This window comes from Streptomyces sp. NPDC012794 (genome assembly GCF_042901085.1).
Classification (GTDB): domain Bacteria; phylum Actinomycetota; class Actinomycetes; order Streptomycetales; family Streptomycetaceae; genus Streptomyces.
In genome coordinates this window covers 140,196-165,299 of sequence record NZ_JBIBCI010000007.1, presented here as the reverse complement: position 1 = coordinate 165,299, position 25,104 = coordinate 140,196, and the positions used below count along the sequence as shown (strand labels likewise).

Genomic DNA, 25,104 nt, shown 5'->3' with positions numbered 1-25,104 from the left:
AGCCTGCCAAGCAGGCTCCGGTCAGGCTGGACCGCATGTTCGAGGACCCGAAAGTTCAAGGGGCGTGCGGGCGGGCCCAGCAGGGACACCAGCACCAGCAGGGCAGGGAAGTGGGCGAGCACCCCGTAGTAGGTCAGCGCCGCAGCCCGGTCGGCGAGCTCGTCGTCCTTGAACTCCTTCACGGTGCCGCGCAGCACCGCCTCCCACGACCGTTTCGGCAGCTCGGTGAGCTGATCCGGGGCCTGCTCTTCCACCTGCGGGCCGGGCCCCGCCGTCCTCTCGCGGCCGGATTCACCGCGTTTGTCGTCCTCGCGGGAGTCTGGCTTCGATGTGTGTGTCATACCTGGCGGCTTTCCATCGCGGCGCCACTCATGTCAGCGAGGGCACGTGAGAACCCGGGCCCTCCCCCGAGAGGCGGAGACCGGGGCCACCGCGGCCGGGGCGAGCACCCGGCCGCGGTGCTCTACAACCAGCCGTTGCGGCGGAAGGCCCGGTAGAGGGCGCCTGACGCGAGCGCCATGAGGCCCACGGCGAGGGGGTAGCCGTAGGTCCAGCCGAGCTCGGGCATGTGCTCGAAGTTCATGCCGTAGACGCCGGCGACCATCGTGGGAATCGCGAAGATCGCCGCCCACGCGGAGATACGCCGCATGTCGTCGTTCTGCCAGGTGCCCACACGCGCCTGCTGAGCCCCGAGGACTGAGTCCAGCAGCTCGTCCAGTGTCCGCACCTCGATGTCCGTACGGTGCAGGTGATCGGCGACGTCCCGGAGATACGGCGCGATCTTCGGCGGCTGTTCCTTCGCGCCCGGGCCGCTCAGGAGGCTCTGGACCACCGGGACGAGCGGCTGCACGGCGTCCCGGAACTCACGGACTTCCCGCTTGAGGGAGTAGATGCTTTGGGTGTGGTCGACGCGGGAAGTCGAGAACACCTCGTCTTCGAGCCGGTTCAGCGTGGCGCGCACCGTGCGGGCGGCGTCGCTGTACGCGTCGACAGCGACGTCCAGCACGGCGTGCAGGACAGCCCAGGGACCCAGGCGCAGCATGTCCGGGTCTGCGTCGAGCCTGCGCGCGGCCTCGGCGCAGGGGTCGATCGGTCCGTGGCTCACGGTGAGAACGCTGTGAGGTCCGGCGAAGATCATGATGTCACCGGTCTCCACCGCCGTCTCTTCTTCCACATATCGGAGGGTCTTCAGCGCGACGGCCAGCACGTCGCCGAATCGCTCGCGTTTCGGGCGCTGTTGTCCGTGCATCGCGTCCTCGACGGCCAGCGGGTGCAGGCCCAGCTCCTCGGTGAGCTGGACGAGTTCCCCCTCGGCGGGATCCGTCAGCCGAATCCAGGCGAACTCGCCGTCGCTGAGGTCGCGCAGCCGCTTGAGGGCCGACTGGCAGGCATCGTCCGGCAGCTCACACTCCCTATGCTCCGACCGGCCCGAGTCCTGCTCGTACATCACGCATTCCATCCTCCGCGCATGCTTCACCAGCCCCGTTTCATGCACCCCCAGCCGCTTCTCGTACGTCCGCCGGGTGTGGCAAGAGACACCGCCCCGAACCGTGTAGGCACACAACCGCAGGTAGAAGCGGGCCCATGAACATGTCAGGTGAGCTGGTGTCCGAGTCGGGAGTGCGGGAGATGATCGGATGGCTGGTCCACCTCATCGAGGCCGCGGGTGCGCTGATCATCTTCACCGGCGCCATCTGGGCCTTCGCCCGGTTTGCCACGACCGGCCTGCGACGACGTTCCCTCATCGGCGAGTTCAACAACAAGATCCGCCTCAGCCTCGGCCGTTTCCTCGTCCTGGGACTGGAATTCCAGCTGGCGGGCGACGTCCTGCGCACGGCGGTCGCCCCCAGCTTCACCGAAATCGGCCAGCTCGCGGCCATCGCCGCCATCCGTACCATCCTGAACTTCTTCCTCACCCGGGAGATCGCGCAGGAACGCGCCGAGATCGAGCGTGACCAGAAGGAGCCCGTACCCCGGGCCACGGCCGCCTGACCATCCCACTCCGCGCCGCCGACGTTTGATCTCGGCCCGAGGGGAACACGCTCTGGCGAGGTGATCGACTGTGCCCAGACCGGGCGAGAGACGCAGCCGGGTACGAGCGGCCGCTGCGGGAAGAATCGAATACCTGCGGCGGGCCGCACGGGGCCCGGGCAGCGAGCGTGACGATCTCATCCTCGGCGCCAAATCCGTGGTCGCGGCCATGGCCGCGTGGGTGATCGCCCGCTATCTGCTGCCGCCGACCGTTTCCACGTTCGCACCGTTCACCGCCCTGGTTGCCCTGCAGGCCACCGTGTACCGCTCGGTGCGTGACTGCGTCCAGTATCTGCTGGCGATGGCGGTGGGCGCGGCACTCGCGGCCTCCCTGGCTGCCACGGCGGGGATTCACGGTTGGACGTTCGGACTCCTCACCCTGATCGCGCTCTGCCTGGGAAGGATCGAGCGGTTCGGCCAACAGGGCACCCAGGTCGCCATCGTCGGCTTCTTCGCGTTCTCCTCCGGCCAGGGACGCATCGACTACATCGGCCACCTGGCCGCCTCGGTGGCCCTCGGTGCGCTATGCGGTCTCACGGCCCACCTTGTCCTGGCGCCCGCCCGCCACGTCCATCACCGGCAACAGGCCGTCGCCGACCTGTACACCGCGATGAGCCGCCGCCTCGACGACTTGGCCGAGATCTTCGAAGGGAACGACCCCGACACCCAGCGCATCCGGCACTGGCGCCGCGACTGGCGCAAACTCGCCGCCGAATGCGAACGCATCCGGACCAGCATCGACAGCGAGATCGAGAACAGCCGCCTCCACCCCCGTCGCGCCGTCGACAGCGCCGAGGCTGCCCTGCCCCGTGCCCGTGACGCCGTCACCGTCGCCGAACGCGCCATGGACCACCTGCGCTCCCTGACCCGCACCGTCGACTACGCCCTCGAAAGCGGAGAAATCGAGAACCTGCCGACGTCCTTCCGGACCGCCTCCAGCACGCTGCTGCGAAGGGCAGCCACAGCGATGCAGGAGATCGGCCAGACGTCCCCCACCGACTCCGGGCACCTGGACGGCCTGATCGCCGACGCGGGGGCAGAACTCGACCGGGTAGAACAGCAGGAACGCGCAGCCGCTGATGCCACGCCGGCGGTACACACCCTCCAGGGAACCGTCCTCACGGACATCGGCCGCCTGCTGGCCGAACTCCGCTCGGGCCACGAAACCTGACCCCAAATCCTGAGTGAACCATCCGGCCCGGGGATCTACGTCTGGGCCGGCCGCATACGGGCGGCCAAAGTCGGCGAAGTGGGGCCGTCACAGCACCTCGCGGGGGCGCCCTTGCCCCAGGCGGCGCTCATCCTCGTACGGGGAGAGCGTCATGAAAGAGGTGCCCGGGGAGGGGCAAGGTACCAGCGCGGGGCAGACGCCGACCCACTTGGTCGCCACCACACGGAGGGGCGCCCCCGCAGCAAGATCGTAATCTCCCGGGAGGGGCACCCTTCACGCGCCTGACGATTCGTCAGGCATCGTCGACGGCGCGCGTCAAACGTGCGTTATGAGCGTCACGATATCGCCCGTAACGCACACAACGCCCATAACGCACACCGCCCTAACCTGTAGGTCAGAGGCCCTTTCCGGTCGGCTCGAGGATCGCGACGCACTCGACATGATGGGTCATCGGGAAGAGGTCGAAGGCGCGCAGCGTGCGGACCTTGTAGCCCGCTTCGCGGAAGTAGCCCAGGTCGCGTGCCAGGGCCGCCGGGTCGCAGGCCACGTAGGCGATGCGGCGGGCCGAGAGGCTCGCGATGTGGCGGACCGTCTGCTTGCCCGCGCCCGCGCGGGGCGGATCCAGGACGACCAGGTCGCATTCGGTGATGCCGGTCTTCGGGAGGGCCGTGTCGACCTTGCCCTGTTCGATGCGGACCCGGGGGAAGTCCGCCAGGTTGTGGCGGGCGTCCTCCACCGCGCGCTTGCCCGACTCGATGCCGAGGACGGCCCCCGTCTCGCCGAGGCGCTCCGCGAGCGCGCCCGCGAAGATGCCGACGCCGCAGTAGAGGTCGAGGGCCATCTCGCCCTTGCGCGGCATCAGGCCCTGCATGACGGCCTTGATCAGGGTGTCGGCGGCCTGGGGGTGGACCTGCCAGAAGCCGCCCATGCCGACGCGGTACGTACGGCCGTCCGCGCGCTCGCGGACGAAGGGGCGGCCGTGGACGCGGTGCACCCCGCCGTCCTTCTCCTCCACGCGCAGGACGGAGACCGGCTTGTCCAGCTCGACCAGCGGAAGGCGGCCGCCGGGGCGGGGGGTGAGCACGACCTGGCGGTCGTTCGAGCCGGAGGCTGCGATGGCCTCGACGGTGGCCATCTGGGGCCAGTCCTGCTTCTCGATGCCGAGTTCCGAGACTCCCTGGGCGGCGATCATGCAGTGGTCGATCGGCTCGATGTCGTGCGAGCGGTGCTTGCGCAGGCCGGCCCGGCCGGTCTCGTCGATCGCGTACTGGACGCGGGTGCGCCACTGCGGCACCTGGCCGGCCGGCAGCTTGTCGCCCTCGGCGGGCATGACGGTGCCGTCCCAGCCGGCCTCCTCGGGGGTGAGCCCGGCGAGCCGCTTCAGCTGCTCGGCGACGACCTCGCCCTTGAGCCGGCGCTGGGCGCCCGGCTTGGCGTGCTGCCAGTCGCAGCCGCCGCACTTGCCGGGGCCGGCGTACGGGCAGGGGGCCTCGACCCGGTCCTTGGAGGCGGTCAGGACCTTGACCGCGTCGGCGCGGAGGAAGCGGGAGTCCGCCTCGCCCTCCGTCACACGGGCGACGACCTTCTCGCCGGGCAGGGTGTGGCGGACGAACAGGACGCGGCCGTCCGCCGTACGGGCGATGCAGTGGCCGCCGTGCGCGACGGGGCCGACCTCGACCTCGTACTCCTCCCCGACCAGTGACTGCTTCTCGTTCTGCTCGGTCATGGTGAGGAGGCTCCAAGGAAGTGGATCGAAGAAAGGAAACGGCCGGAGGACCGACCCACCAGTTTACGTGGATCTCCTCCGGCCGTTCGCCACCGGTTCGCCACCGGTCCGCGGCGCCATCGCGGCCACTTCGCCATCGGCTACCCGACCGCTCCGACGCAGCCGCTCCGACGCCGACGCCGACGCCGCCGCCGCCGACGACGCCGACGCCGACGCTACTTCGCCGGTTCCTTCGGACGCGGCCTCGGGGTGTCCACCGGGCCTCGGCGCACCGCGCCCGGGGCGTTCCACTCCTGGCGCTTCTTCGCCCGCCGCTTGGCGAGCTCCGAGGACTCCAGCTGGTAGGGCACCGAGGTGACCATCACACCCGGCGTGAACAGCAGCCGGCCCTTGAGCCGCAGCGCGCTCTGGTTGTGCAGCAGGTGCTCGTACCAGCGCCCGACGACGTACTCGGGGATGTAGACGCTGACCGCGTCGCGCGGGTTCTCGCTGCGCAGCCCCTTGACGTACTCGACCACCGGGCGGGTGATCTCGCGGTAGGGCGAGTCGAGGATCTTCAGCGGGACGTTGATCCCGCGCCGCTCCCACTCGGCCCGCAAGGCCTTGGTCTCGGTCGGGTCGACGCTGATGCTGAGCGCCTCCAGGGTGTCCGAGCGGGTCAGCTTCGCGAAGGCCAGGGCGCGCAGGGTCGGCTTGTGGACCTTGGAGACCAGGACGATCGAGTGGACCCGGGAGGGCCGCACGCTGTCGTCGCTGGGGCCGTCGTCGGCGGCGATCTCGGCGGAGACCCGGTCGTAGTGCTTCCGGATCGCGGTCATGGTGCCGTAGAAGATCAGCATGCCGAGCAGGGCGACCCAGGCCCCGTGGGTGAACTTGGTGGCGAGGACGACGACCAGCACCATGCCGGTGAAGAAGGCGCCGAAGGTGTTGATCGCCCGCGAGCGGATCATCCGGCGGCGGGCGGCCTGGTCGCGCTCGTTCTTCAGGTGGCGGTTCCAGTGCCGGACCATGCCGATCTGGCTCAGCGTGAAGGAGACGAACACGCCGACGATGTAGAGCTGGATCAGCTTGGTGGAGTCGGCGTCATAGAGCCACACCAGCAGTATGGCGGCGCCGGCGAGCAGCACGATGCCGTTGGAGAAGGCGAGCCGGTCGCCGCGGGTGTGCAGCTGGCGCGGCAGGTAGCGGTCCTGGGCGAGGATCGAGCCGAGCAGCGGGAAGCCGTTGTAGGCGGTGTTCGCGGCCAGGAACAGGACGAGCGCGGTGGCCGCGGCGAGCAGGATGAAGAGGAAGCTTCCGCTGCCGAAGACGGCCTCGGCGACCTGGGAGATCACGGGGTGCTGGACGAATCCGTCGCCGACCGGTACGCCGTTCTCCAGCAGGTTGGTCGCGGGGGCCTCGGCCATCTTCACGCCGGTGACCATGGCCAGGCCGATGATCCCGCAGAACATGGTGACGGCCAGGGCGCCCATGAGGGCGAGGGTGGCGGCGGCGTTCTTGCTCTTGGGCTTGCGGAAGGCGGGTACGCCGTTGCTGATCGCCTCGACACCGGTCAGGGCGGCACAGCCCGAGGAGAAGGCCCGCAGCAGCAGGAAGACCAGCGCGAATCCGGCCAGCCCCTGGTGCTCGGCCTTGATCTCCAGGCCTGCGGTCGGGGCCTCCATCGTCTCGCCCTGCACGACGCCGCGCCACACGCCCCAGGCGATCATCGCGAACACGGCGCCGACGAACACGTACGTCGGGATGGCGAAGAGCTTCCCGGATTCCTTCACACCGCGCAGATTCATCAGCGTGAGCAGCAGAATCATGACGATCGCCGAGAGCACCTTGTGCTCGATGACGAAATCGACGGCGGAGCCGAGATTCTCCACGCCGGAGGAAATGGATACGGCGACGGTGAGGACGTAGTCGACGAGCAGAGCGCTCGCCACGGTGAGGCCCGCCGCGGGTCCGAGGTTGGTGTTGGCCACCTCGTAGTCGCCGCCGCCGCTGGGGTAGGCGTGGACGTTCTGCCGGTAGGAGGCGACCACCGTGAACATCAGCACGACGACCGCGAGCGCGATCCAGGGGCTGAAGTGGTACGCCGACACACCCGCGATGGACAGGACCAGCAGCACCTCGCCGGGGGCATATGCCACCGAGGAGAGGGGGTCGGATGCGAACACGGGAAGGGCGATCCGCTTGGGGAGGAGCGTCTCCCCGAGGCGGTCGCTGCGCAGCGCCCGGCCGATCAGGATCCGTTTGGGCACGTCGGTCAGTTTGGACACGCAGAGGATCGTAAGCGTTCGAAATGTGGCTGACGAACCCCCTGCCTCCGATCCGCACCAATGCGCCGCCAATGAAGCACCTGCCGGACCCCAAATGGTCACGCTGGTGACCGCCCGTGTGTAGCTTGGGCCATGGTCTGAGACCCTGATTAGCCAGAGCATGCAATGAGGCTGGAAACCAGCGAGCCGCTGTCAGCCGGAAGGACGGCCGTGCACATCGTCATTATGGGCTGCGGAAGAGTGGGCTCCGCCCTCGCGCAGACCCTGGAACAGCAGGGTCATACGGTCGCCGTGGTCGACCAGGACCCCACCGCATTCCGCCGGCTCGGGGCCTCCTTCGGCGGCCGCCGCGTCACCGGTGTCGGCTTCGACCAGGACACGCTCCGCGAGGCCGGGATCGAGGAGGCGGGCGCCTTCGCCGCCGTCAGCAGTGGTGACAATTCCAACATCATCGCCGCGCGCGTCGCCCGCGAGATGTTCGGTGTGGAGAACGTCGCCGCCCGCATCTACGACCCCAAGCGCGCCGAGGTGTACCAGCGTCTCGGCATCCCCACCGTCGCGACCGTACGGTGGACCGCCGACCAGATGCTCCGCCGGCTGCTCCCCTCGGGTGCGGAGCCGCTGTGGCGCGACCCGAGCGGTGGCGTGCAGCTCGCCGAGGTGCACATCTCCCCGGCCTGGATCGGGCACAAGGTCAGCAAGCTGCAGGACGAGACCGGCGTCCGCGTGGCGTTCCTCACCCGCCTGGGCGAGGCCACGCTGCCGACCTCGCAGACCGTCCTCCAGGAGGGCGACCTCGTCCACGTGATGATGCGCACGGACGAGATCGACAAGGTCGAGGCGGCCTGCGCCGAGGGTCCCGAGGAGGCACACGCATGAGGGTCGCGATCGCCGGAGCCGGGGCCGTGGGCCGCTCCATCGCGGGAGAGCTGCTGGAGAACGGCCACGAGGTGCTCCTCGTGGACAAGGCGCCGACCGCCATCTCGGTGGAGCGGGTGCCGCAGGCGGAGTGGCTGCTCGCCGACGCCTGCGAGATCACCTCGCTCGACGAGGCGGCGCTGCAGCGCTGCAACGTGGTCATCGCCGCGACGGGCGACGACAAGGTCAACCTGGTCGTGTCCCTGCTCGCGAAGACCGAGTACGGGGTCCCGCGCGTGGTGGCCCGCGTGAACAACCCGAAGAACGAGTGGCTCTTCAACGAGTCCTGGGGCGTCGACGTCGCCGTCTCCACGCCGCGCCTGATGTCGGCCCTGGTCGAGGAAGCCGTCAGCGTCGGCGACCTGGTGCGGCTGCTGCGCTTCAGCCACGGCGACGCCAACCTCGTGGAGCTGACCCTGCCGCCCGACTCCTCGGTCGCGGGCACCCAGATCAGCGAGATCACCTGGCCCGAGGACACCTCCCTGGTCACCATCATCCGCGGCAACCGCGTGCTCACCCCGCACGGCGAGGAGACCCTGGAGCCGGGCGACGAGCTGCTCTTCGTGGCCGCCCAGGCCCGCGAGGAGCAGCTGGAGGACCTCCTCCAGGCCCGGCACTGAGCGCGTAGGACCCTCTGCCGCCCGGGCCCGGGCGGCAGCGCCGCACGCGGGAGGGGCGGGGTGACCGGATGGCCGCCCCGCCCCTCCCGCGTGCCGCGGCTCAGGCCCGCTTCTGCCGGGCGGCCAGCTCCTCGGCCTCGTACTCGGCGATCACGTCGATCGGCGGCGGCGCCTTCGCCAGGAAGACCCAGGTGAAGTACACGGCCAGCACCATGGGCGGGAGCTTCAGCGCGATCAGCACCCAGCCGAGCTGCGTCTCGTCACCCCACCAGTACAGCGGGAAGAGGATCGCGTACTTCGCCAGGAAGATGAGTCCCCAGGCCAGGCTGGCCTTGGTGTACGCCTTCTTGCGCCCGGGGTTGCGGGTGCGCCAGGAGAGGTTCTCCTTGAAGACCGGCCCCAGGATCACCCCCAGCAGCGGGAACCCCACCAGCGCCGAGACCGTGAACGCCAGGCCCAGGCCGACCCCGTAGATCATGCCGGGCAGGTAGAAGCCCTTGGCGCTGCCCGTGAAGAGGGCGAAGGCCACGCCGACGCCCACGCCGAAGACACCGCTGAAGGCGTGCTTGACGGTGTCCTTGCGCAGCAGCCGGACGACGACCAGCAGCACCGCGACGACGCCCGCCGCGATGGCGGACATCTTCACGTCCTTGTTGATCGTGTAGATCATCACGAAGAGCAGGCCGGGGAGCATCGTCTCCACGGTGCCGCGGACGCCGCCGAAGGCGTCGAAGAGCGCGGCCTGGGTGACCGCCTTCTGGTCGTCGGAGGGCACGGCGCCCGGGTCCGGCGTGGTCGGTTTGTCGAGTGACGTCACCGGTCAGTGCTCCTGTCCGAGCGGTCGGAGTTCGTACTTCGGGTTGAAGAGCACCCGGCGGCCGTGGCTCATCGAGATCCGGCCCGAGGCGATCATGCGCCGGCCGGGCTCGATTCCCACGATCGAGCGACGCCCGAGCCAGACCACGTCCAGCGCGGCCGAGCCGTCGAACAGTTCGGCCTCCAGGGCGGGGACGCCCGCGCGCGGGCGGAGGGTGACCGTGCGCAGCGTGCCGGTCACCTTCACTATCTGGCGGTCGTGGCAGTCGCAGATCCGCGTGCACCCCGCGGCTTCTGCGTCCTCCTGCAGTTCCGCCGAATGCAGCTCCTCCTGGGATGTGGAGAGCCGCTCTATCATCCGGCGGAACCGGCCCGCCGGCCTGGCCGGTTTCGCGGGCTTCTCGGGACGCGGTTCAGCACTCATACGGGAAGCCTACCGGCGCCCCCGCCGCGTCTCGAAGCCCCGCGCTATTCCTCGAAGCGGTACCCCATGCCCGGTTCGGTGACGAAGTGCCGCGGGCGGGAGGGGTCCGCCTCCAGCTTGCGGCGCAGCTGGGCCATGTAGACCCGCAGGTAGTTGGTCTCCGTCCCGTAGGTGGGCCCCCAGACCTCCTGGAGGAGCTGCTTCTGGCTGACGAGCTTCCCGCGGTTGCGCACGAGCACTTCCAGCAGGTGCCACTCGGTGGGGGTGAGGCGTACGTCGCGCCCCTCGCGCACCGCCTTCTTGGCGGCGAGGTCCACCGTGAAGCCCTCGGTCGCGACGACCACCTCGTCCCCGCCCGGCCCGGGGGACGGCTCGGCCCGGCGGACGGCGGCGCGCAGCCGGGCCAGCAGCTCGTCCATGCCGAAGGGCTTGGTGACGTAGTCGTCGGCTCCGGCGTCGAGGGCCTCGACCTTCTCGTCGGAGCTGTGCCGGGCGGAGAGCACCAGGATCGGCACCCGCGTCCAGCCGCGCAGCCCCTTGATCACCTCGACACCGTCCATGTCGGGCAGGCCGAGGTCGAGGACGACCACGTCGGGGTGGCGGGCGGCCGCGAGCTCCAGGGCGCCGGCCCCGTCGGCGGCCGCGTCGACCTCGTACTTGCGCGCCTTGAGGTTGATCACGAGGGCCCGGACGATCTGCGGTTCGTCGTCCACCACGAGCACCCGGGTCATCGGGGACCTGCTTTCTGTCGTTCGGGGAGGTCCCCGGCTTGGGTCGGTTCGGTTCCGGAGGGGTCCGGCGGGCCGCCGCGCGGCACCGCGCGCAGGGTGAGCACCATCGTGAGTCCGCCGCCGGGGGTGTCCTCGGCGGTGAGGGTGCCGTCCATGGCCTCGGCGAAGCCCCGGGCGACCGCGAGCCCCAGGCCCACGCCGGCACCGCGCGGGGCGTCCCCGTGGCGCTGGAACGGGGCGAATATGCGGTCCTTGGCCTGGTCGGGGACCCCGGGGCCGCGGTCGACGACGCGGAGCTCGACCCGGTCGCCGAGGAAGCTGGCGGCGACCAGGACCCGCCGGCCCGGCGGGCTGTACTTGACGGCGTTCTCCACCACGTTGGCCACGCTCCGCTCCAGCAGCCCCGGGTCCACCGCCACCATGGGCAGGGTCTCCGGCACTTCGAGCAGCACGCTGTCCTCCGGTACGCCGCCCATTGCCATCGGGACCACCTCGTCGAGGTCGACCTCCCGGATCAGGGGTGTCACGGTGCCGGTCTGGAGCCGGGACATGTCCAGCAGATTGCCCACCAGGTGGTGGAGCCGGTCGGCGCCCTCCTCGATGCCGGCCAGCAGCTCGGCGCGGTCCTCCTCGGACCAGTCCACGTCGTCGGAGCGCAGGGAGCTGACGGAGGCCTTGATGGACGCCAGGGGCGTACGCAGGTCGTGGCTGACGGCGGCGAGCAGCGCGGTCCTGATCCGGTTGCCCTCCGCCAGCCGCCGGGCCCCCTCGGCCTCCCCGACGAGCCGCTGGCGGTCCAGCACCACGGCCGCCTGGGCGGCGAAGGCGCCGAGCACCCGGCGGTCCTCGGCGGGCAGCACCCGCCCGGACAGGGCGAGGGCCATGTGGTCGCCGATCGGCATGTCGGCGTCGGCGTCCTCGGGCCGGGCCGCCGGGCAGGGGCCGACGCTGCCGGCCGGGGTCCAGGGCTCCACCTCGCCGGCCCGTTCCAGCAGGGCCACCGACTCCATCGCGAAGGTCTCGCGCACCCGCTCCAGCAGTGCGTCGAGGGCGGTCTCGCCGCGCAGCACGCTCCCGGCGAGGGTGGACAGGATCTCGGACTCGGCCCGCAGCCGCGCGGCCTGGTGCGTGCGCCGGGCGGCGAGGTCCACCACCGAGGCCACCGAGACGGCGACGCCGAAGAACACCGCGATGGCCGTGATGTTCTTGGGGTCGGAGACGGTGAACCGGTGCAGGGGCGGGGCGAAGAAGTAGTTCAGCAGCAGGGAGCCGAAGGCCGCCGAGGCCAGCGCCGGCCACCGGCCGCCCAGCAGCGCGGCCGCGACCGTGAGCGCCAGGAAGAGGAGCATGTCGTTGGCGAGGCCGGGATCGGCGTCGATGTTGGTCAGCAGGGCGCAGAGCAGTGCGGGGAGGACCACGCCGGCCACCCAGCCGGCCACGATCCGCGGCCGCCCGAGCCGGGCCGCCGAGCGGGCCACGGGCAGGCCCCGCCCGCGGGCCACCTCCTCGTGGGTGACGATGTGCACGTCGAGGTCGGGGCCCGAGTCGCGGGCCACGGTGGCGCCCACCCCGGGTCCCAGGACGTACTGCCAGGGCTTGCGCCGGCTGGAGCCCAGCACGATCTGGGTGGCGTTGACTCCGCGGGCGAAGGCGAGGAGCGCCTCGGGGACGTTGTCGCCGATCACATGGTGAAACGTTCCTCCAAGGTCCTCGACCAGGGTCCGCTGCACGGTGAGTTCCTTGGGCGAGGCCGAGGTCAGCCCGTCGCTGCGGGCGATGTAGACGGCGAGGACCTCGCTGCCGGAGCCCTTGGCGGCGATCCGCGCGGCCCGGCGGATCAGCGTACGGCCCTCGGGCCCCCCGGTGAGGCCCACCACGATCCGCTCGCGGGCCTGCCAGGTCGAACGGATCCCGTGCTCGCCCCGGTACCGCTGGAGGTGCTCGTCGGTCCGGTCGGCGACCCACAGCAGGGCCAGCTCGCGCAGCGCGGTGAGGTTGCCCGGCCGGAAGTAGTTCGAGAGGGCCGCGTCGACCTTGTCCGGCTGGTAGATGTTGCCGTGCGCCATCCGCCGGCGCAGCGCCTGCGGGGACATGTCGACCAGCTCGATCTGGTCGGCCCGCCGCACCACCTCGTCCGGCACGGTCTCCCGCTGGCGCACCCCGGTGATCGTCTCCACCACGTCCCCGAGGGATTCCAGGTGCTGGATGTTGACAGTGGTCACCACGTCGATCCCGGCGCGCAGCAGTTCCTCCACGTCCTGCCAGCGCTTGCCGTTGCGCGAGCCGGGGACGTTGGTGTGCGCGAGCTCGTCCACCAGGGCAACGGCGGGACGGCGGGCGAGCACGGCGTCCACGTCCATCTCGGTGAAGGCGGCTCCCCGGTGGGACAGCTCCCGCCTGGGCACCTGTTCGAGCCCGTGCAGCATCGCCTCGGTGCGCGGCCGCCCGTGGTGCTCGACGAAGCCGACGACGCAGTCCGTGCCCCGCTCGACCCGGCGGTGGCCTTCCGCGAGCATGGCGTACGTCTTGCCCACACCGGGCGCCGCACCGAGGTGGATCCTGAGTATGCCGCGTGCCATGCGCTCATTCTCGGGGACGTTCCCGCTGTTCACGTACCGAAAGGGCGTCTGCCGGACATCTCTGACGCGTTCCTGACGCGGCCCCGCGGGTCCCGGGCACGCGAAGGCCCGCGGGCCCGGTTCCCCCCGGGGGGAACCGGGCCCGCGGGCCGGAAAACGCCCTGGTCCGGGAACGGGGTCAGCGGACCTCGGTGATCTCCGGGCCGCGCTCCAGCTGGCCCATGCCGCCGGAGAAGCGCGAACCGTCCTGCTCCTCGGCCGTCTGCACGCCGTCCGGCACCATCTGGGCGTCGTTCGGCAGCTTCAGGACGATCGGGTCGCGCGGGGCCATCGGGCCGTCGCCGCGGACGACGACGGTCTCCCGGAAGATCTGTTCCAGCACCCCGGCCGACTCGGGGCGCACCGCGCCCTGGCCGGAGATGACGCCGCGCAGGAACCAGCGCGGGCCGTCGACGCCGACGAAACGCACGAGCTGGGCGCCGGTCTGGCCGTCGGGCAGCGGTACGGGGACCTGCGCGCGCAGCTCCCAGCCCAGCGGGCCGTCGACCTCGTCGATGATGCCGCCCTGCTGCGTGATGCCCGAGGCGATCTCGTCGCGGACCTCGCCCCAGATGCCCTCCTTCTTGGGGGCGGCGAAGGCCTGCAGCTGCACGGCGCTGTCGTTCAGGACGACGGTGGCGGCCACGATCGCGTCACCCGCGACCTCGACGCGCAGCTCCATGCCCTCGACACCGGGTACGAGGATGCCGCCCAGGTCGACCCGGCCGTCCGCCGGGTTGCCGGGCACCTCGGAGACGTCCCACGGGCCGTCGGGCCGCGGGGCCGGGGGCAGGTTCAGCCTGCGCGGGGCGGCGGACTCGTCGCCGTTCCCCTCGTCGGCAGCCACGCCGTTCACGACCTGCTCGGCCGCGCCGCCGTCCTTGGCGGAGTCGTTCTTCTTGCGACGTCCGAACACGTCACTGTCCTTCCCGGTCGGATACGACCGAAGCGTAGCCATTCCCACCCTGCTGCTGACCAGCCCCGGATCCGGCCACGGCCGCATGACCGCCGGTGGAGCCGAACCCCCCGTCGGCCCGGGCCGAGCCGGGAAGCTCCGCCACCTCGTGGAAGCGCACCTTCTCGACCCGCTGGACAACCAGCTGGGCAATGCGGTCGAAGCGCTCGAACCGGACGCTCTCGCGCGGGTCGAGATTGACCACGATCACCTTGATCTCCCCACGGTACCCGGCATCCACCGTCCCCGGGGCATTCACGAGCGCGAGCCCGCAGCGAGCGGCCAGGCCCGAGCGCGGGTGCACGAAGGCCGCGTACCCGTCGGGCAGGGCGATGGAGACGCCCGTGGGCAGTACGGCCCGCTCCCCCGGCTCCAGCTCGGCGGCCACGGTGGTCACCAGGTCGCAGCCGGCGTCGCCGGGGTGTCCGTAGGCGGGAAGGGGCACCTCCGGGTCGACGCGGCGGATCAGCACGTCGACCTCATGACGGGGTGCGCGGTTGTTCTGGGACATCAGGGGTTCACCTCGAAGGCGCGTGCGCGCCTGACCTGGTCCGGGTCGGACATCGCCGCCCGGATCTCCTCGGGCCGACCGTTGTCGATGAAGTGGTCGACCTTCACCTCGATGAAGAGCGCGTCGGCGCGGACGGCGACGGGGCCGTCCGCCCCGCCTATCCGGCCCACGGCCGTGGAGTAGATCTTCCGGCCGGCGACGGCGGTGACCTCGGCCTCCAGGTACAGCACGGTGCCCACGGGCACGGGCCGTACGAAGTCGGTCTCCAGCCGGCCGGTCACCGCTATGACGCGCAGCAGCCAGTTCAGGGAGCCCAGCGTCTCGTCGAGCGCGGTGGCCAGTACGCCGCCGTGGGCCAGACCGGGTGCGCCCTGGTGGGCGGGCTTGACGGTGAACTCGGCGGTGACGCGCACGCCCTCACCCGCGCGGGCCTCCAGATGGAGCCCGTGCGGCTGGCCCCCGCCGCAGCCGAAGCAGTGGGCGTAGTGCGCGCCGAGGAGCTCCCCGGGCGCGGGGGCATCGGGGTGCCGGACCGGTGCGGAGGCATCGGCCGGAGGTGTCAACGCTGTGTCTCGTCCACTCACAGCCGCTGACCTTACCCGCGCGGCTACCCACCGGTCGCCCCGTGGGAGGCTTGGTCCCATGCAGCTCTCTCCCGCGCACCACGACGAACGCCTCTCCGCCCCCCGCTCCTGGTGGGCCATCGCCGCGCTGACCGGTCTGGCGTGCGCGCTGATGCTCCTGCCGCTCGGCGCCCTGCCGTCGCTGGCGGGCCTGGTCGGCGGCGGCGCGGCGGCGGGGATGCTGGTGAGCTCGTACGGTTCCGCGCGCGTGCGCGTGGTGAACGGCGCCCTCGCCGCCGGCGACGCCCGGATCCCGGTCACGGCCCTGGGCGAGCCCGAGGTGCTGGAGGGCGAGGAGGCCCGCGCCTGGCGCACGTACAAGGCCGACACCCGGGCCTTCATGCTGCTGCGCGGCTACGTCCCCACGGCGGTCCGGATCGAGGTCACCGACCCGGCGGACCCGACGCCGTACGTGTACCTCTCCACGCGCGAGCCCCAGGCCCTCGCGGCGGCCGTACGCGCGGCGAAGACCGCAGCCGCGGCCGCCTGACCGGGCCGGGGCGGGTGCGGTTCAGCCCTCGGGGTCCGGGCGGCGGCCCTCGAGTGCGGCCCTGGTGGCCTCGGGAAGGGGCCCGGAGGGGCGCTCCAGGGGCGGCAGGGCGGGGAGGGCGCCCCAGGGCACGGCGCGGGCGCGGAGGTCCCCACGGACCTTCTCGGCGAGTTTCCTGGTGTCCCGGCGGTTCATGACGGCTCCGACGGCCGCGCCGACCATGAACGGCATGAGGTTCGGCAGGTTGCGGATCATCCGCTTCATGATCTGCTGGCGCAGTTCGCGCTTCATCTGCCCGCCGAGCGCCGCGTTCAGCGTGGTCGGCTTGGTCAGGTCGATCCCGCGCTCCTGGGTCCAGGAGGTCAGGTAGGCGAGGCTGCGGTCCTTCAGGCCGCCCGGCGGGCGCTGCCCGTAGACCTCGTGCAGCTCGGCGATGAGCTTCAGCTCGATCGCCGCGACCCCGGTGATCTCCGCGGCCAGCTCCGCCGGCATCGCGGGCGGCACGGGCAGCATGGCCGCGGCGCCGATGCCCGCGCCCACGGTGGAGGTCGCGTTGGCGGCCCCGGCGACCAGCTTGTCGGCCAGCTCCTCGGGACCGAGGTCCGGGAACTGCGCCCGCAGGGCGGCGAGGTCCCGCACCGGAACGCGCGGGGCGTTCTCGATGATCAGGTCGGTGATGTACAGGGCGGCGGCCTTCGCGCTCTCGCCGCCCTTGCGCACACCGTTCTTGACGGCTTGCATCCGACGCGTCCCGGGCCTGCCCCGGGACTCCTCGTCCGCCACTGCGGCCGACGGCACCGCCGCGGCGGTGTCGGACGGCACCACAGTCGTCCCGGGGGCCCGGCCGCCGGCGTCCGCGGAACCCGTTTCCGGGCCCGTGGTCACCGCGCGCGCCTGCGCCTCCGGATCGCCAGATTTCCGGAAACGTCGCTTCCGAAAGGGCGTCGAGCCGGTCACGGCCGTCCTCAGTCGCAGTCGCGGCAGATCGGCTGGCCGTTCTTCTCGCGCGCCAGCTGGCTGCGGTGGTGCACCAGGAAGCAGCTCATGCAGGTGAACTCGTCGGCCTGCTTGGGCAGCACCCGGACGGCCAGCTCCTCGTTGGAGAGGTCGGCCCCCGGGAGCTCCAGGCTCTCGGCGCCGTCGAAGTCCTCGATGTCGACGCTCGACGTGACCTTGTCACTGCGCCGGGCCTTGAGTTCTTCGATGCTGTCGTTGTCGACGTCGTCGTCGGTCTTGCGCGGAGTGTCGTAGTCCGTTGCCATTTTTTCGCTCTCCCCCTCTGGGATTTAGCGGTGTCTCAGCGCACGTAACGCGCGAGAGGCCGGACTTGTGCCCGACCTGAGGCGGAGATTTTGCCTCACATCAAGGTCTGTTACTCAATCGACACCCGGCCGCGCACCCGAAGGACTCCGTGGCCGGGATGTCGAGCGGGACCGTACACGGTCGGGGGGCCGTCCTGCACGAACGCCACCCCGTGTATTTCCCGCCATCCGGGGGGCCGGAAACCCGGACTTCCCGGGCTTTCCGGCCAGCTTGGGGTCACACAACGCGCATGACCCGACACTCGACACTGTGATCGATCACACAGGAACCGCCCCGTGGAGGCCGCCGTTCCGTTGCGCCCAGGGCGAACAGAACCCGGGTGGTTCAAAGGGGCAACGTGACACGCATCACCAGGCCACCGCCCTCGCGGGGGGTCGCGAGGATGCGGCCGCCGTGTGCGCGCGCCACGGAGCGCGCGATCGACAGACCGAGCCCCACACCCTTGTCACTGCCCGTTCGTTCCGTACGCAGCCGTCTGAAGGGCTCGAAGAGGCTGTCCACCTCGTACGCGGGAACAACGGGACCCGTGTTCGAGACGACGAGCACCGCCTGGCCGGGCTGGGCCTCGGTCGTGACCTCCACCCAGCCGTCCGGCACGTTGTACCGGACGGCGTTCTGCACCAGGTTCAGGGCGATCCGCTCCAGCAGCACGCCGTTGCCCTGCACCACGGCCGGCGCCTGGTGACCGCGGATCTCCACGCCCTTGGCGATCGCCTCGCCGCGGGCCTGGTCGAGGGCGCGCGAGGCGACCTCGGCGAGGTCGACCGGCTTGCGCTCCACGATCTGGTTCTCGCTGCGCGCCAGCAGCAGCAGGCCCTCGACCAGCTGCTCGCTGCGCTCGTTGGTGGCCAGCAGCGTCTTGCCCAGCTGCTGGAGCTCCACCGGGGCTCCGGGATCCGAGAGGTGGACCTCCAGCAGCGTCCGGTTGATCGCCAGCGGGGTCCGCAGCTCGTGCGAGGCGTTGGCCACGAAGCGCTGCTGGGCCGTGAAGGCCCGCTCCAGGCGGTCGAGCATCTCGTCGAAGGTGTCGGCGAGCTCCTTCAGCTCGTCGTCCGGCCCGTCCAGCTCGATCCGGCGGGTCAGGTCGGACCCCACCACCCGGCGGGCGGTACGGGTGACCTTGCCCAGCGGCGAGAGCACCCGGCCGGCCATCGCGTAGCCGAAGGCGAAGGCGATGACGCTGAGGCCCAGCAGGGCCATCAGGGACCGGCTGAGCAGGTCGTCCAGAGCGTGCCTGCGCTGCTCGAGGATGCACTGCGCGATCGCGGCGTTGAACTGGTCGATCGACTGGTCGATGCCCACGCCGGAGCAGGTGGTGCTGGAGACCTCGACCTTCTGGCCGCCGACGATCTTGAAGGGGAGCGCGTTGCCCTCCCTCAGGGCCTGGGCGGCCAGCAGGTAGATGATCGACAGCAGCAGGATCCCGGCGATCAGGAACATGCCGCCGTACAGCAGCGTCAGCCTTATCCGGATGGTCGGCCTCAGCCAAGGGAAAGGACCCTCGGGCTCGCCGGGGTCCCAGGTCGGTTTCGGTGGCGCCGGGGGCGGTGACGGGGTCGAGGCCACCGGGTCAGATCCGGTATCCGGAACCGGGCACCGTCACGATGACGGGCGGCTCCCCGAGCTTGCGGCGCAGGGTCATGACGGTCACCCGGACCACGTTGGTGAACGGGTCCGTGTTCTCGTCCCAGGCCTTCTCCAGCAGCTGCTCGGCGGAGACCACGGTCCCCTCACTGCGCATGAGCACCTCCAGCACCGCGAACTCCTTCGGCGCGAGCTGCACCTCGCGGCCCTCACGGAACACCTCGCGCCGGTTCGGGTCCAGCTTGATGCCGGCCCGCTCCAGTACGGGCGGCAGCGCGACGGTGGTGCGCCGCCCGAGGGCGCGCACGCGGGCGGTCAGCTCGGTGAAGGCGAAGGGCTTGGGCAGGTAGTCGTCGGCCCCCAGCTCCAGGCCCTGGACGCGGTCGCTGACGTCACCGGAGGCGGTGAGCATGAGCACGCGGGTGGGCATGCCGAGCTCGATGATCTTCCGGCAGACGTCGTCGCCGTGCACCAGCGGAAGGTCCCGGTCGAGCACGACCACGTCGTAGTCGTTCACCCCGACGCGCTCCAGCGCCGCGGCGCCGTCGTACACGACGTCCACGGCCATGGCCTCCCGGCGCAGGCCCGTGGCCACCGCATCGGCGAGCAGCTGCTCGTCCTCGACGACGAGTACGCGCACGTCGTTTCCTTCCTTCGAGCCCCACCGGGCACACGTCTGTTGCGCCTCCATCCTGCCGGTTTCGGCCGTAAACCGGCTGTAAGGCGCCCCTGGGGCCCTCCGGAGGCGGGTGTAGGGGGCGGAAGTGAGGATTCCCTCGCCTCACGAGGTTTCTGCGCCCAGGGTGCCGGGGAGGACGAGAGCACACCCCAACCACACCCTGACGCGGCGGACCGCTTCGCGCTCTCCCGCCGCCGACCCACGCAGAGGGGGCGCACCCACCATGGACGCATTCACCGCGGGTCTCCTGCAGCGCATCAAGGCCACGCAGTCGGACCTCAGCAAGGCCCGTGAGACGGGCGACGACTACCTCGCGGATGTGGAGCAGGCCGAACTGGAAGACCTCCAGCGGCTCGCCGCGGAACACGGCGTGCCGGTCTCGGCCGCCTGACCCGAAGCCACCTCCGGGCTCACGGCGCACCCACCGGGCCCCGGGGGGGGGGGGGGCGGGGGGGGGGGGGGGGGGGGGGGGGGCCCGGGGCGCCCGCGGGGGGGGGGGGGGGGGGGGGGGGGGGGGGGGGGGGGGGGGGGGGGGGGGGGGACCGGGGCGGGGGGGCGGCGCCCCCCCCCCCCCCCCCCCCCGGCCCCCGCCCCCCCCCCCCCCCCCCCCCCCCCCCCCGGCCCCCCGGGGCCCGGTGCTGTCGCCCCGCCGTGTCCCCCGGTCGTGCCGGTTCGGCTCCGGCGTCACGTCAGTCGTGCCAGGCTCCGGCTTCCTCCAACAGCGGCTGGAGCGACGCGAAGACCGCCGGGGAGGCCGCCAGCGCCAGTTCCCCGGAGGCCGGTTCCGAAGGCCGCCCGCCGGTCCGCGCGCCCGCCTCACGGGCGATCAGTTCGCCCGCCGCGAGGTCCCAGGGGTTCAGCCCGCGCTCCCAGTACCCGTCGAGGCGCCCGGCCGCGACGTCGCACAGGTCGAGCGCCGCCGAACCGCCGCGCCGGATGTCCCGCACCAGCGGGATGATCCGCGCGGCGACCTCGGCCTGGTGGGCCCGCCGCGTCTGGACGTACGCGAAGCCGGTGCCGATCAGCGCCTGGTCCAGGGGCGCCGCCGGCCGGCAGGCCAGCGGGGCGGTGCCCGACCAGGCCCCGCCGCCCAGCACCGCGTGGTACGTCTCCCCGCGCATCGGCGCCGCCACGACGCCGGCCACCGTCTCGCCCCGGTACTCGGCCGCGATGGACACGCCCCAGCTCGGGAGCCCGTAGAGGTAGTTGACGGTGCCGTCCAGCGGGTCGACGATCCAGCGCACCCCGCTCGTGCCGGGGCTGTCGGCGCCCTCCTCGCCCAGCAGCCCGTCCGCGGGCCGCCGTTCGGCGAGGACGCCGGTGATCAGCTTCTCGGCTGCGATGTCCATCTCGGTCACCACGTCGATCGGGCTGCTCTTGGTCGCGGCCACCGCCAGATCGGCCGGCCGGCCGTCGCGCAGCAGCTCCCCGGCCCGCCGGGCGGCCTCCAGGGCCACCTCCAGCAGTTCGGTCTTCAGCTCTTCCGGGATCATGCTCTCCCCCTACGCGTACGGGCTGTCCGCGCCGGCGGCCGCCGGCCGGGGCGCGCGGGCCGGGCAGCAGCCCACCGCGCACAGGTCGTGGCTCTGGCCCAGGGCGCCCACCCAGCACTCCTGCGGGCGCTCCCCGCGCTCGCGGGCCGCGCGCTCCAGCACCAGCTCCCGTACCGCTGCGGCGAAGCGGGGGTCGGCGCCGACGGTCGCGGAGCGCCGGGCCGGCAGGGCCAGCTCGGCGGCCTTGGCCGTGGCCTCGGTGTCGAGGTCGTACAGGACCTCCATGTGGTCGGAGACGAAGCCGATCGGGACCATGACCACGGCGGGCGCGCCCTCGGCGTGCAGGGCCTCCAGGTGGTCGCAGATGTCCGGCTCCAGCCAGGGGATGTGCGGGGCCCCGCTGCGGGACTGGTAGACGAGCCGCCAGGGGTGCGCGGTGCCCGTCTCGACCGCGACGGCGTCCGCGATGGCGCGGGCCACGTCGAGGTGCTGCTTGACGTAGGCCCCGCCCCCGCCGTCCTCGGTGTGGTCCTCGACCGGGCCGGAGGTGTCGGCCGCGGCGTTCGGGATGGAGTGGGTGGTGAAGGCCAGGTGCGCCCCGTCCCGGACCTCGGCGGGCAGGGCCGCGAGCGAGGCCAGCACTCCGTCGATCATGGGCTCCACGAAGCCGGGGTGGTTGAAGTAGTGCCGCAGCTTGTCCACGCGCGGCAGCTCCAGGCCCTCTTCCGCCAGGGAGGCGAGCGCGTCGGCGAGGTTCTCGCGGTACTGGCGGCAGCCCGAGTAGGAGGCGTAGGCGCTGGTGGCGAGCACGGCGATGCGGCGGCGCCCGTCGCGGACCATCTCCCGCATCACGTCCGTCAGGTACGGGGCCCAGTTCCGGTTGCCCCAGTAGACGGGCAGGTCCAGTCCGTGCTCGGCGAAGTCCTTGCGCAGGGCGTCCAGCAGTTCGCGGTTCTGCGCGTTGATCGGGCTGACCCCGCCGAAGCCGAAGTAGTGCTGCCCTACCTCCTTGAGCCGCTCGCGCGGGATGCCGCGGCCGCGCGTGACGTTCTCCAGGAACGGCACGACGTCGTCGGGTCCCTCGGGGCCGCCGAAGGAGAGCAGCAGCAGGGCGTCGTAGGGGGCGGCGAGGCCTTCGGCCACCGGCGCGGCGGGTGCACGGAGCTGGTCTGACATGCCTCGAATCCTGCCACCCGGGTTCCGCCGGGGAGAACCGGCCGGTCCGCATCCCGGACGCGGCGTAGGTAAGGTAACCCTAAGCCGAAGCGCTGATTTTTCCCCATGCGGGCGCCTTGCCGGCGGTCCTAACCTGTATGGGCCGATGACGTCCCTTACGGAGCGACCTTGCCCAGTCCCTACCGCGCGATCTTCGCGGCCCCCGGCACCAAGGGGTTCAGCGCCGCCGGCCTCATAGGCCGCCTGCCGATATCCATGGTGGGCGTCGGCATCCTCACGATGATCTCGGAGATGACCGGCCGCTACGCCATGGCCAGCGCCCTCACCGGCACCCTGGCCCTCGCCGCCGCCTTCGTCGGCCCCCTCGTCTCCCGGCTGGTGGACCAGTACGGGCAGCGCCGGGTGCTGCGCCCCGCGACCGTGGTCTCCGTCGCCGCCGTCACCGGACTGGTGCTGGCGGCGGCGTACGGCCTGCCCGACTGGACGCTCTTCGTGTGCGCCGCCGTCGCCGGCTGCGTGCCGAGCGTCGGCTCGATGGTCCGGGCCCGGTGGACCGAGCTCTACCGCGACTCCCCGCGCGACCTGCACACCGCGTACTCCTTCGAGTCCGTGATCGACGAGGTCTGCTTCATCTTCGGTCCGATCCTCGCCATCGGCCTGTCCACCACCTGGTTCCCCGAGGCCGGACCGGTGATCGCGGCCGGCTGCCTGCTCGTCGGCGTCTGGCTGCTCACCGCGCAGCGCTCCACGGAACCGGCCCCGCATCCGCGCGCCCCGGACACCGGACGCGCCTCGGCCCTGCGGTCCCCGGGACTGCAGGTGCTGACGGCCACCTTCGTGGCGACGGGCGCGATCTTCGGGTCCATCGACGTGTCCACGCTGGCCTTCGCCGACGAGCAGGGCAGCAAATCGTCCGCCAGCTTCATCCTGGCGATCTGGGCGGCGGGGTCCTGTATCGCCGGAATCGTCTTCGGCCTGCTCCACCTCAAGGGCAAGGCCGAACGCCGTTGGGTACTGGGCATCTGTGCGATGGCCGTGAGTATGATCCCCCTCCTACTGGCCGGGAACCTTCCGTTTCTGGCCGTGGCGCTCTTCGTCTCGGGCCTCGCCATCGCTCCCACGATGATCACCACGATGGCCCTGATCGAAGCGCACGTACCACGCGCGAAGCTCACCGAGGGCATGACCTGGATCAGCACCGGCCTGGCGGTCGGGGTGGCGGTCGGCTCCTCGGCGACCGGTCTGGTGATCGACGCGGCCGGAGCCCAGCGCGGGTTCGTGGTCTCGATCTCCTCGGGAGTGGCCGCGGCGGCGGTTGCGTTCGCGGGATACCGCCGGCTGACGAGGCCGGCGCAAGGGGAGGAGCCAGTCAGCGATGGCGACGTCGGGGACAGCAGCAGCGAAGAACGCACCGGCCGCGTGGCGTAACTGGGCGGGCAACGTCCGCTCCACGCCCGCGCGCGTGGTGACTCCGGCCTCGGTCGGCGAGCTCCAGGAGGCGGTCCGCCGGGCCGCCGGGGAGGGGCTGCGGGTGAAGGCGGTCGGCACCGGCCACTCCTTCACCGCGGCGGCCGCGACCGACGGGGTGCTCGTACGGCCGCAGGCGCTCAGCGGGATCCTGTCGGTCGACCGGGCGGCCGGCACCGTCACCGTGGCGGCGGGCACCGCCCTCAAGGACCTGAACCGGGACCTGGCCCGGCAGGGCCTCTCGCTCACCAATATGGGCGACATCATGGAGCAGACCGTCTCCGGCGCCACCAGCACCGGCACCCACGGCACCGGCCGTGACTCGGCCTCCATCGCCGCCCAGATCCGCGCACTGGAGCTGGTGACGGCGGACGGCCGGCTGATGGCCTGCTCCGAGAAGGAGAACCCCGAGGTCTTCGCCGCGGCCCGGATCGGCATCGGCGCCCTGGGCATCGTCACCTCGCTGACCTTCGCGGTGGAGCCGCTCTTCCTCCTGACCGCCCGTGAGGAGCCCATGCGCTTCGAGCAGGTGGCCTCCGAGTTCGACCAGCACGTCGCGGAGAACGAACACTTCGAGTTCTACTGGTTCCCCCACACCGGCAACTGCAACACCAAGCGCAACAACCGCAGCCAGGGCCCCGCCGCCCCGCCCGGTGCGGTCAGCGCCTGGATCGAGGACGAGCTGCTCTCCAACGGCCTCTTCCAGGCCGTCAACTCCCTGGGCCGCGCCGTCCCGGCGACGATCCCCTCGATCGCCCGCGTCGCCAGCCGCGCCCTGTCGGCGCGGACCTACACGGACATCCCGTACAAGGTGTTCACCAGCCCGCGCCGGGTGCGGTTCGTGGAGATGGAGTACGCACTTCCGCGCGAGCGGGCGGTGGAGGCGCTGCGGGAGCTCAAGGCGATGGTCGAACGCTCCCCGCTGCGGATCAGCTTCCCGGTGGAGGTGCGCACGGCCCCGGCGGACGACATCGCGCTGTCCACCGCGTCCGGGCGGGACACGGCGTACATCGCGGTGCACATGTACCGGGGCACCCCGTACCAGGCCTACTTCACCGCCGCCGAGCGGATCTTCACCGCCCACGGGGGACGGCCGCACTGGGGCAAGGTGCACACCCGGGACGCGGAGTACCTCGCCGCGGCCTACCCGCGCTTCGCCGAGTTCACCGCGCTGCGGGACCGGCTGGACCCGGACCGGCTGTTCGGCAACGACTACCTGAGGCGGGTCCTCGGGGACTGACCCCCGCTCAGGGGGCGCCGGGGGGACCGCTCCTCGGCGCCCCGAGCGAAGCGGTCCGTTCCGTTCATGCGGATTGTGTGAAGCGCGACACCCGGAAACGGCCGCGTCCGCAGGTGGACCCGGCCGCGGAACCGATTCCGGGCAGGCCGACTCCCGCCGCCCGGGACAAGTTCGGCGGCGCGGCGGTCCACCCGGGTGGCCCGAATGGAGTACTGTGGCGAGCCCTGGGGCCGTCCTTCCT

General features: G+C 71.7%; 24 protein-coding genes. 8 read left to right on the top strand and 16 right to left on the bottom strand.

Annotated elements, in window-relative coordinates; translation table 11 throughout:
* Positions 1 to 463 precede the first annotated feature (463 nt).
* A complete protein-coding gene (locus ACFY7H_RS15905; RefSeq protein ID WP_388938380.1) occupies positions 464 to 1,447 on the bottom strand; it encodes a magnesium and cobalt transport protein CorA in 984 nt (327 codons plus the stop codon).
* A gap of 137 nt (positions 1,448 to 1,584) precedes the next feature.
* Between ACFY7H_RS15905 and ACFY7H_RS15900 the strand changes: the two genes are divergently transcribed.
* The gene (locus ACFY7H_RS15900; RefSeq protein ID WP_388938378.1) at positions 1,585 to 1,992 is read left to right on the top strand and encodes a DUF1622 domain-containing protein; all 408 of its coding nucleotides are present in this window, start codon (positions 1,585 to 1,587) and stop codon (positions 1,990 to 1,992) included.
* A gap of 196 nt (positions 1,993 to 2,188) precedes the next feature.
* Positions 2,189 to 3,202, top strand: a complete 1,014-nt coding sequence (locus ACFY7H_RS15895; RefSeq protein WP_388938376.1) for an aromatic acid exporter family protein — start codon at positions 2,189 to 2,191, stop codon at positions 3,200 to 3,202.
* Positions 3,203 to 3,596: 394 nt separating this feature from the next.
* Here ACFY7H_RS15895 and ACFY7H_RS15890 read toward each other — a convergent pair whose 3' ends face one another.
* Positions 3,597 to 4,928, bottom strand: coding sequence for a class I SAM-dependent RNA methyltransferase (locus tag ACFY7H_RS15890; RefSeq protein ID WP_388938375.1), 1,332 nt, complete (start codon positions 4,926 to 4,928; stop codon positions 3,597 to 3,599).
* Positions 4,929 to 5,143: 215 nt separating this feature from the next.
* Positions 5,144 to 7,195, bottom strand: coding sequence for an APC family permease (locus ACFY7H_RS15885; RefSeq protein ID WP_388938373.1), 2,052 nt, complete (start codon positions 7,193 to 7,195; stop codon positions 5,144 to 5,146).
* 210 nt (positions 7,196 to 7,405) lie between these two features.
* On the opposite strand from ACFY7H_RS15885, the gene ACFY7H_RS15880 reads away from it, so the two are divergent.
* Together ACFY7H_RS15880 and ACFY7H_RS15875 are read left to right on the top strand one after the other, a co-directional pair.
* Positions 7,406 to 8,074 carry a potassium channel family protein gene (locus tag ACFY7H_RS15880; RefSeq protein ID WP_388938371.1) on the top strand — a complete coding sequence of 223 codons (669 nt, stop codon included), beginning with the start codon at positions 7,406 to 7,408 and terminating at the stop codon, positions 8,072 to 8,074.
* A complete protein-coding gene (locus ACFY7H_RS15875; RefSeq protein ID WP_388938369.1) occupies positions 8,071 to 8,733 on the top strand; it encodes a potassium channel family protein in 663 nt (220 codons plus the stop codon). The genes ACFY7H_RS15880 and ACFY7H_RS15875 overlap by 4 nt, the downstream gene beginning before the upstream one ends.
* Positions 8,734 to 8,833: 100 nt before the next feature.
* Here ACFY7H_RS15875 and ACFY7H_RS15870 read toward each other — a convergent pair whose 3' ends face one another.
* From ACFY7H_RS15870 to ACFY7H_RS15840, 7 genes are all read right to left on the bottom strand, one after another.
* Positions 8,834 to 9,550: a DUF3159 domain-containing protein gene (locus ACFY7H_RS15870; RefSeq protein ID WP_388938367.1), complete on the bottom strand. Its 717-nt coding sequence runs from the start codon at positions 9,548 to 9,550 to the stop codon at positions 8,834 to 8,836.
* 3 nt (positions 9,551 to 9,553) lie between these two features.
* Complete coding sequence (locus tag ACFY7H_RS15865; RefSeq protein WP_125816976.1) at positions 9,554 to 9,973, bottom strand: OB-fold nucleic acid binding domain-containing protein; 420 nt, start codon at positions 9,971 to 9,973, stop codon at positions 9,554 to 9,556.
* Positions 9,974 to 10,017: 44 nt separating this feature from the next.
* A complete protein-coding gene (locus ACFY7H_RS15860; RefSeq protein ID WP_388938364.1) occupies positions 10,018 to 10,704 on the bottom strand; it encodes a response regulator in 687 nt (228 codons plus the stop codon).
* The gene (locus ACFY7H_RS15855; protein ID WP_388938362.1) at positions 10,701 to 13,283 is read right to left on the bottom strand and encodes a DUF4118 domain-containing protein; all 2,583 of its coding nucleotides are present in this window, start codon (positions 13,281 to 13,283) and stop codon (positions 10,701 to 10,703) included. The genes ACFY7H_RS15860 and ACFY7H_RS15855 overlap by 4 nt, the downstream gene beginning before the upstream one ends.
* Positions 13,284 to 13,461: 178 nt before the next feature.
* Entirely contained in the window at positions 13,462 to 14,238 is a 777-nt protein-coding gene (locus tag ACFY7H_RS15850; protein ID WP_388938360.1) for a DUF3710 domain-containing protein, read from the bottom strand.
* A 1-nt stretch (position 14,239) separates the two neighbouring features.
* Positions 14,240 to 14,788 (bottom strand): dUTP diphosphatase, encoded by a 549-nt coding sequence (gene dut, locus ACFY7H_RS15845; protein WP_388938358.1) that lies wholly within the window; start codon positions 14,786 to 14,788, stop codon positions 14,240 to 14,242.
* Positions 14,788 to 15,372, bottom strand: a complete 585-nt coding sequence (locus ACFY7H_RS15840; RefSeq protein ID WP_388938356.1) for a PaaI family thioesterase — start codon at positions 15,370 to 15,372, stop codon at positions 14,788 to 14,790. Before ACFY7H_RS15840 ends, dut begins: the two co-directional genes overlap by 1 nt.
* 58 nt (positions 15,373 to 15,430) lie before the next feature.
* Between ACFY7H_RS15840 and ACFY7H_RS15835 the strand changes: the two genes are divergently transcribed.
* Complete coding sequence (locus ACFY7H_RS15835; RefSeq protein WP_388938354.1) at positions 15,431 to 15,901, top strand: DUF3093 domain-containing protein; 471 nt, start codon at positions 15,431 to 15,433, stop codon at positions 15,899 to 15,901.
* Between the two features lie 21 nt (positions 15,902 to 15,922).
* Here the strand turns inward: ACFY7H_RS15835 and ACFY7H_RS15830 are convergent, their stop codons facing one another.
* The 4 genes from ACFY7H_RS15830 to ACFY7H_RS15815 form a co-directional block, all read right to left on the bottom strand.
* Positions 15,923 to 16,858, bottom strand: coding sequence for a hypothetical protein (locus ACFY7H_RS15830; protein ID WP_388938352.1), 936 nt, complete (start codon positions 16,856 to 16,858; stop codon positions 15,923 to 15,925).
* 8 nt (positions 16,859 to 16,866) lie between these two features.
* Complete coding sequence (locus ACFY7H_RS15825; RefSeq protein WP_007267048.1) at positions 16,867 to 17,163, bottom strand: DUF4193 domain-containing protein; 297 nt, start codon at positions 17,161 to 17,163, stop codon at positions 16,867 to 16,869.
* A 385-nt stretch (positions 17,164 to 17,548) separates the two neighbouring features.
* Entirely contained in the window at positions 17,549 to 18,790 is a 1,242-nt protein-coding gene (locus tag ACFY7H_RS15820) for a sensor histidine kinase (RefSeq protein WP_388938350.1), read from the bottom strand.
* 4 nt (positions 18,791 to 18,794) lie between these two features.
* Entirely contained in the window at positions 18,795 to 19,448 is a 654-nt protein-coding gene (locus tag ACFY7H_RS15815) for a response regulator transcription factor (RefSeq protein WP_388938348.1), read from the bottom strand.
* A 262-nt stretch (positions 19,449 to 19,710) separates the two neighbouring features.
* Between ACFY7H_RS15815 and ACFY7H_RS15810 the strand changes: the two genes are divergently transcribed.
* Complete coding sequence (locus ACFY7H_RS15810) at positions 19,711 to 19,878, top strand: hypothetical protein (protein WP_164720975.1); 168 nt, start codon at positions 19,711 to 19,713, stop codon at positions 19,876 to 19,878.
* A 298-nt stretch (positions 19,879 to 20,176) separates the two neighbouring features.
* Here ACFY7H_RS15810 and ACFY7H_RS15805 read toward each other — a convergent pair whose 3' ends face one another.
* Both ACFY7H_RS15805 and ACFY7H_RS15800 read right to left on the bottom strand, forming a co-directional pair.
* Entirely contained in the window at positions 20,177 to 20,980 is an 804-nt protein-coding gene (locus ACFY7H_RS15805) for an inositol monophosphatase family protein (RefSeq protein WP_388938346.1), read from the bottom strand.
* A gap of 9 nt (positions 20,981 to 20,989) precedes the next feature.
* Positions 20,990 to 22,156 (bottom strand): ferrochelatase, encoded by a 1,167-nt coding sequence (locus ACFY7H_RS15800; RefSeq protein WP_388938344.1) that lies wholly within the window; start codon positions 22,154 to 22,156, stop codon positions 20,990 to 20,992.
* A gap of 168 nt (positions 22,157 to 22,324) precedes the next feature.
* Between ACFY7H_RS15800 and ACFY7H_RS15795 the strand changes: the two genes are divergently transcribed.
* Together ACFY7H_RS15795 and ACFY7H_RS15790 are read left to right on the top strand one after the other, a co-directional pair.
* Positions 22,325 to 23,584, top strand: coding sequence for an MFS transporter (locus ACFY7H_RS15795; RefSeq protein ID WP_388938342.1), 1,260 nt, complete (start codon positions 22,325 to 22,327; stop codon positions 23,582 to 23,584).
* The gene (locus ACFY7H_RS15790) at positions 23,532 to 24,863 is read left to right on the top strand and encodes a D-arabinono-1,4-lactone oxidase (RefSeq protein ID WP_388938340.1); all 1,332 of its coding nucleotides are present in this window, start codon (positions 23,532 to 23,534) and stop codon (positions 24,861 to 24,863) included. Before ACFY7H_RS15795 ends, ACFY7H_RS15790 begins: the two co-directional genes overlap by 53 nt.
* Positions 24,864 to 25,104: the final 241 nt, after the last annotated feature.

Coding starts and splice junctions, on each gene's coding strand:
- ACFY7H_RS15860 (WP_388938364.1), bottom strand. CDS start 10,704: ATGACCCGGGTGCTCGTGGTGGACGACGAACCGCAGATCGTCCGGGCC.
- ACFY7H_RS15835 (WP_388938354.1), top strand. CDS start 15,431: ATGCAGCTCTCTCCCGCGCACCACGACGAACGCCTCTCCGCCCCCCGC.
- ACFY7H_RS15900 (WP_388938378.1), top strand. CDS start 1,585: ATGAACATGTCAGGTGAGCTGGTGTCCGAGTCGGGAGTGCGGGAGATG.
- dut (WP_388938358.1), bottom strand. CDS start 14,788: ATGTCCCAGAACAACCGCGCACCCCGTCATGAGGTCGACGTGCTGATC.
- ACFY7H_RS15800 (WP_388938344.1), bottom strand. CDS start 22,156: ATGTCAGACCAGCTCCGTGCACCCGCCGCGCCGGTGGCCGAAGGCCTC.
- ACFY7H_RS15865 (WP_125816976.1), bottom strand. CDS start 9,973: ATGAGTGCTGAACCGCGTCCCGAGAAGCCCGCGAAACCGGCCAGGCCG.
- ACFY7H_RS15890 (WP_388938375.1), bottom strand. CDS start 4,928: ATGACCGAGCAGAACGAGAAGCAGTCACTGGTCGGGGAGGAGTACGAG.
- ACFY7H_RS15905 (WP_388938380.1), bottom strand. CDS start 1,447: ATGTACGAGCAGGACTCGGGCCGGTCGGAGCATAGGGAGTGTGAGCTG.
- ACFY7H_RS15790 (WP_388938340.1), top strand. CDS start 23,532: ATGGCGACGTCGGGGACAGCAGCAGCGAAGAACGCACCGGCCGCGTGG.
- ACFY7H_RS15805 (WP_388938346.1), bottom strand. CDS start 20,980: ATGATCCCGGAAGAGCTGAAGACCGAACTGCTGGAGGTGGCCCTGGAG.
- ACFY7H_RS15875 (WP_388938369.1), top strand. CDS start 8,071: ATGAGGGTCGCGATCGCCGGAGCCGGGGCCGTGGGCCGCTCCATCGCG.
- ACFY7H_RS15855 (WP_388938362.1), bottom strand. CDS start 13,283: ATGGCACGCGGCATACTCAGGATCCACCTCGGTGCGGCGCCCGGTGTG.
- ACFY7H_RS15825 (WP_007267048.1), bottom strand. CDS start 17,163: ATGGCAACGGACTACGACACTCCGCGCAAGACCGACGACGACGTCGAC.
- ACFY7H_RS15810 (WP_164720975.1), top strand. CDS start 19,711: ATGGACGCATTCACCGCGGGTCTCCTGCAGCGCATCAAGGCCACGCAG.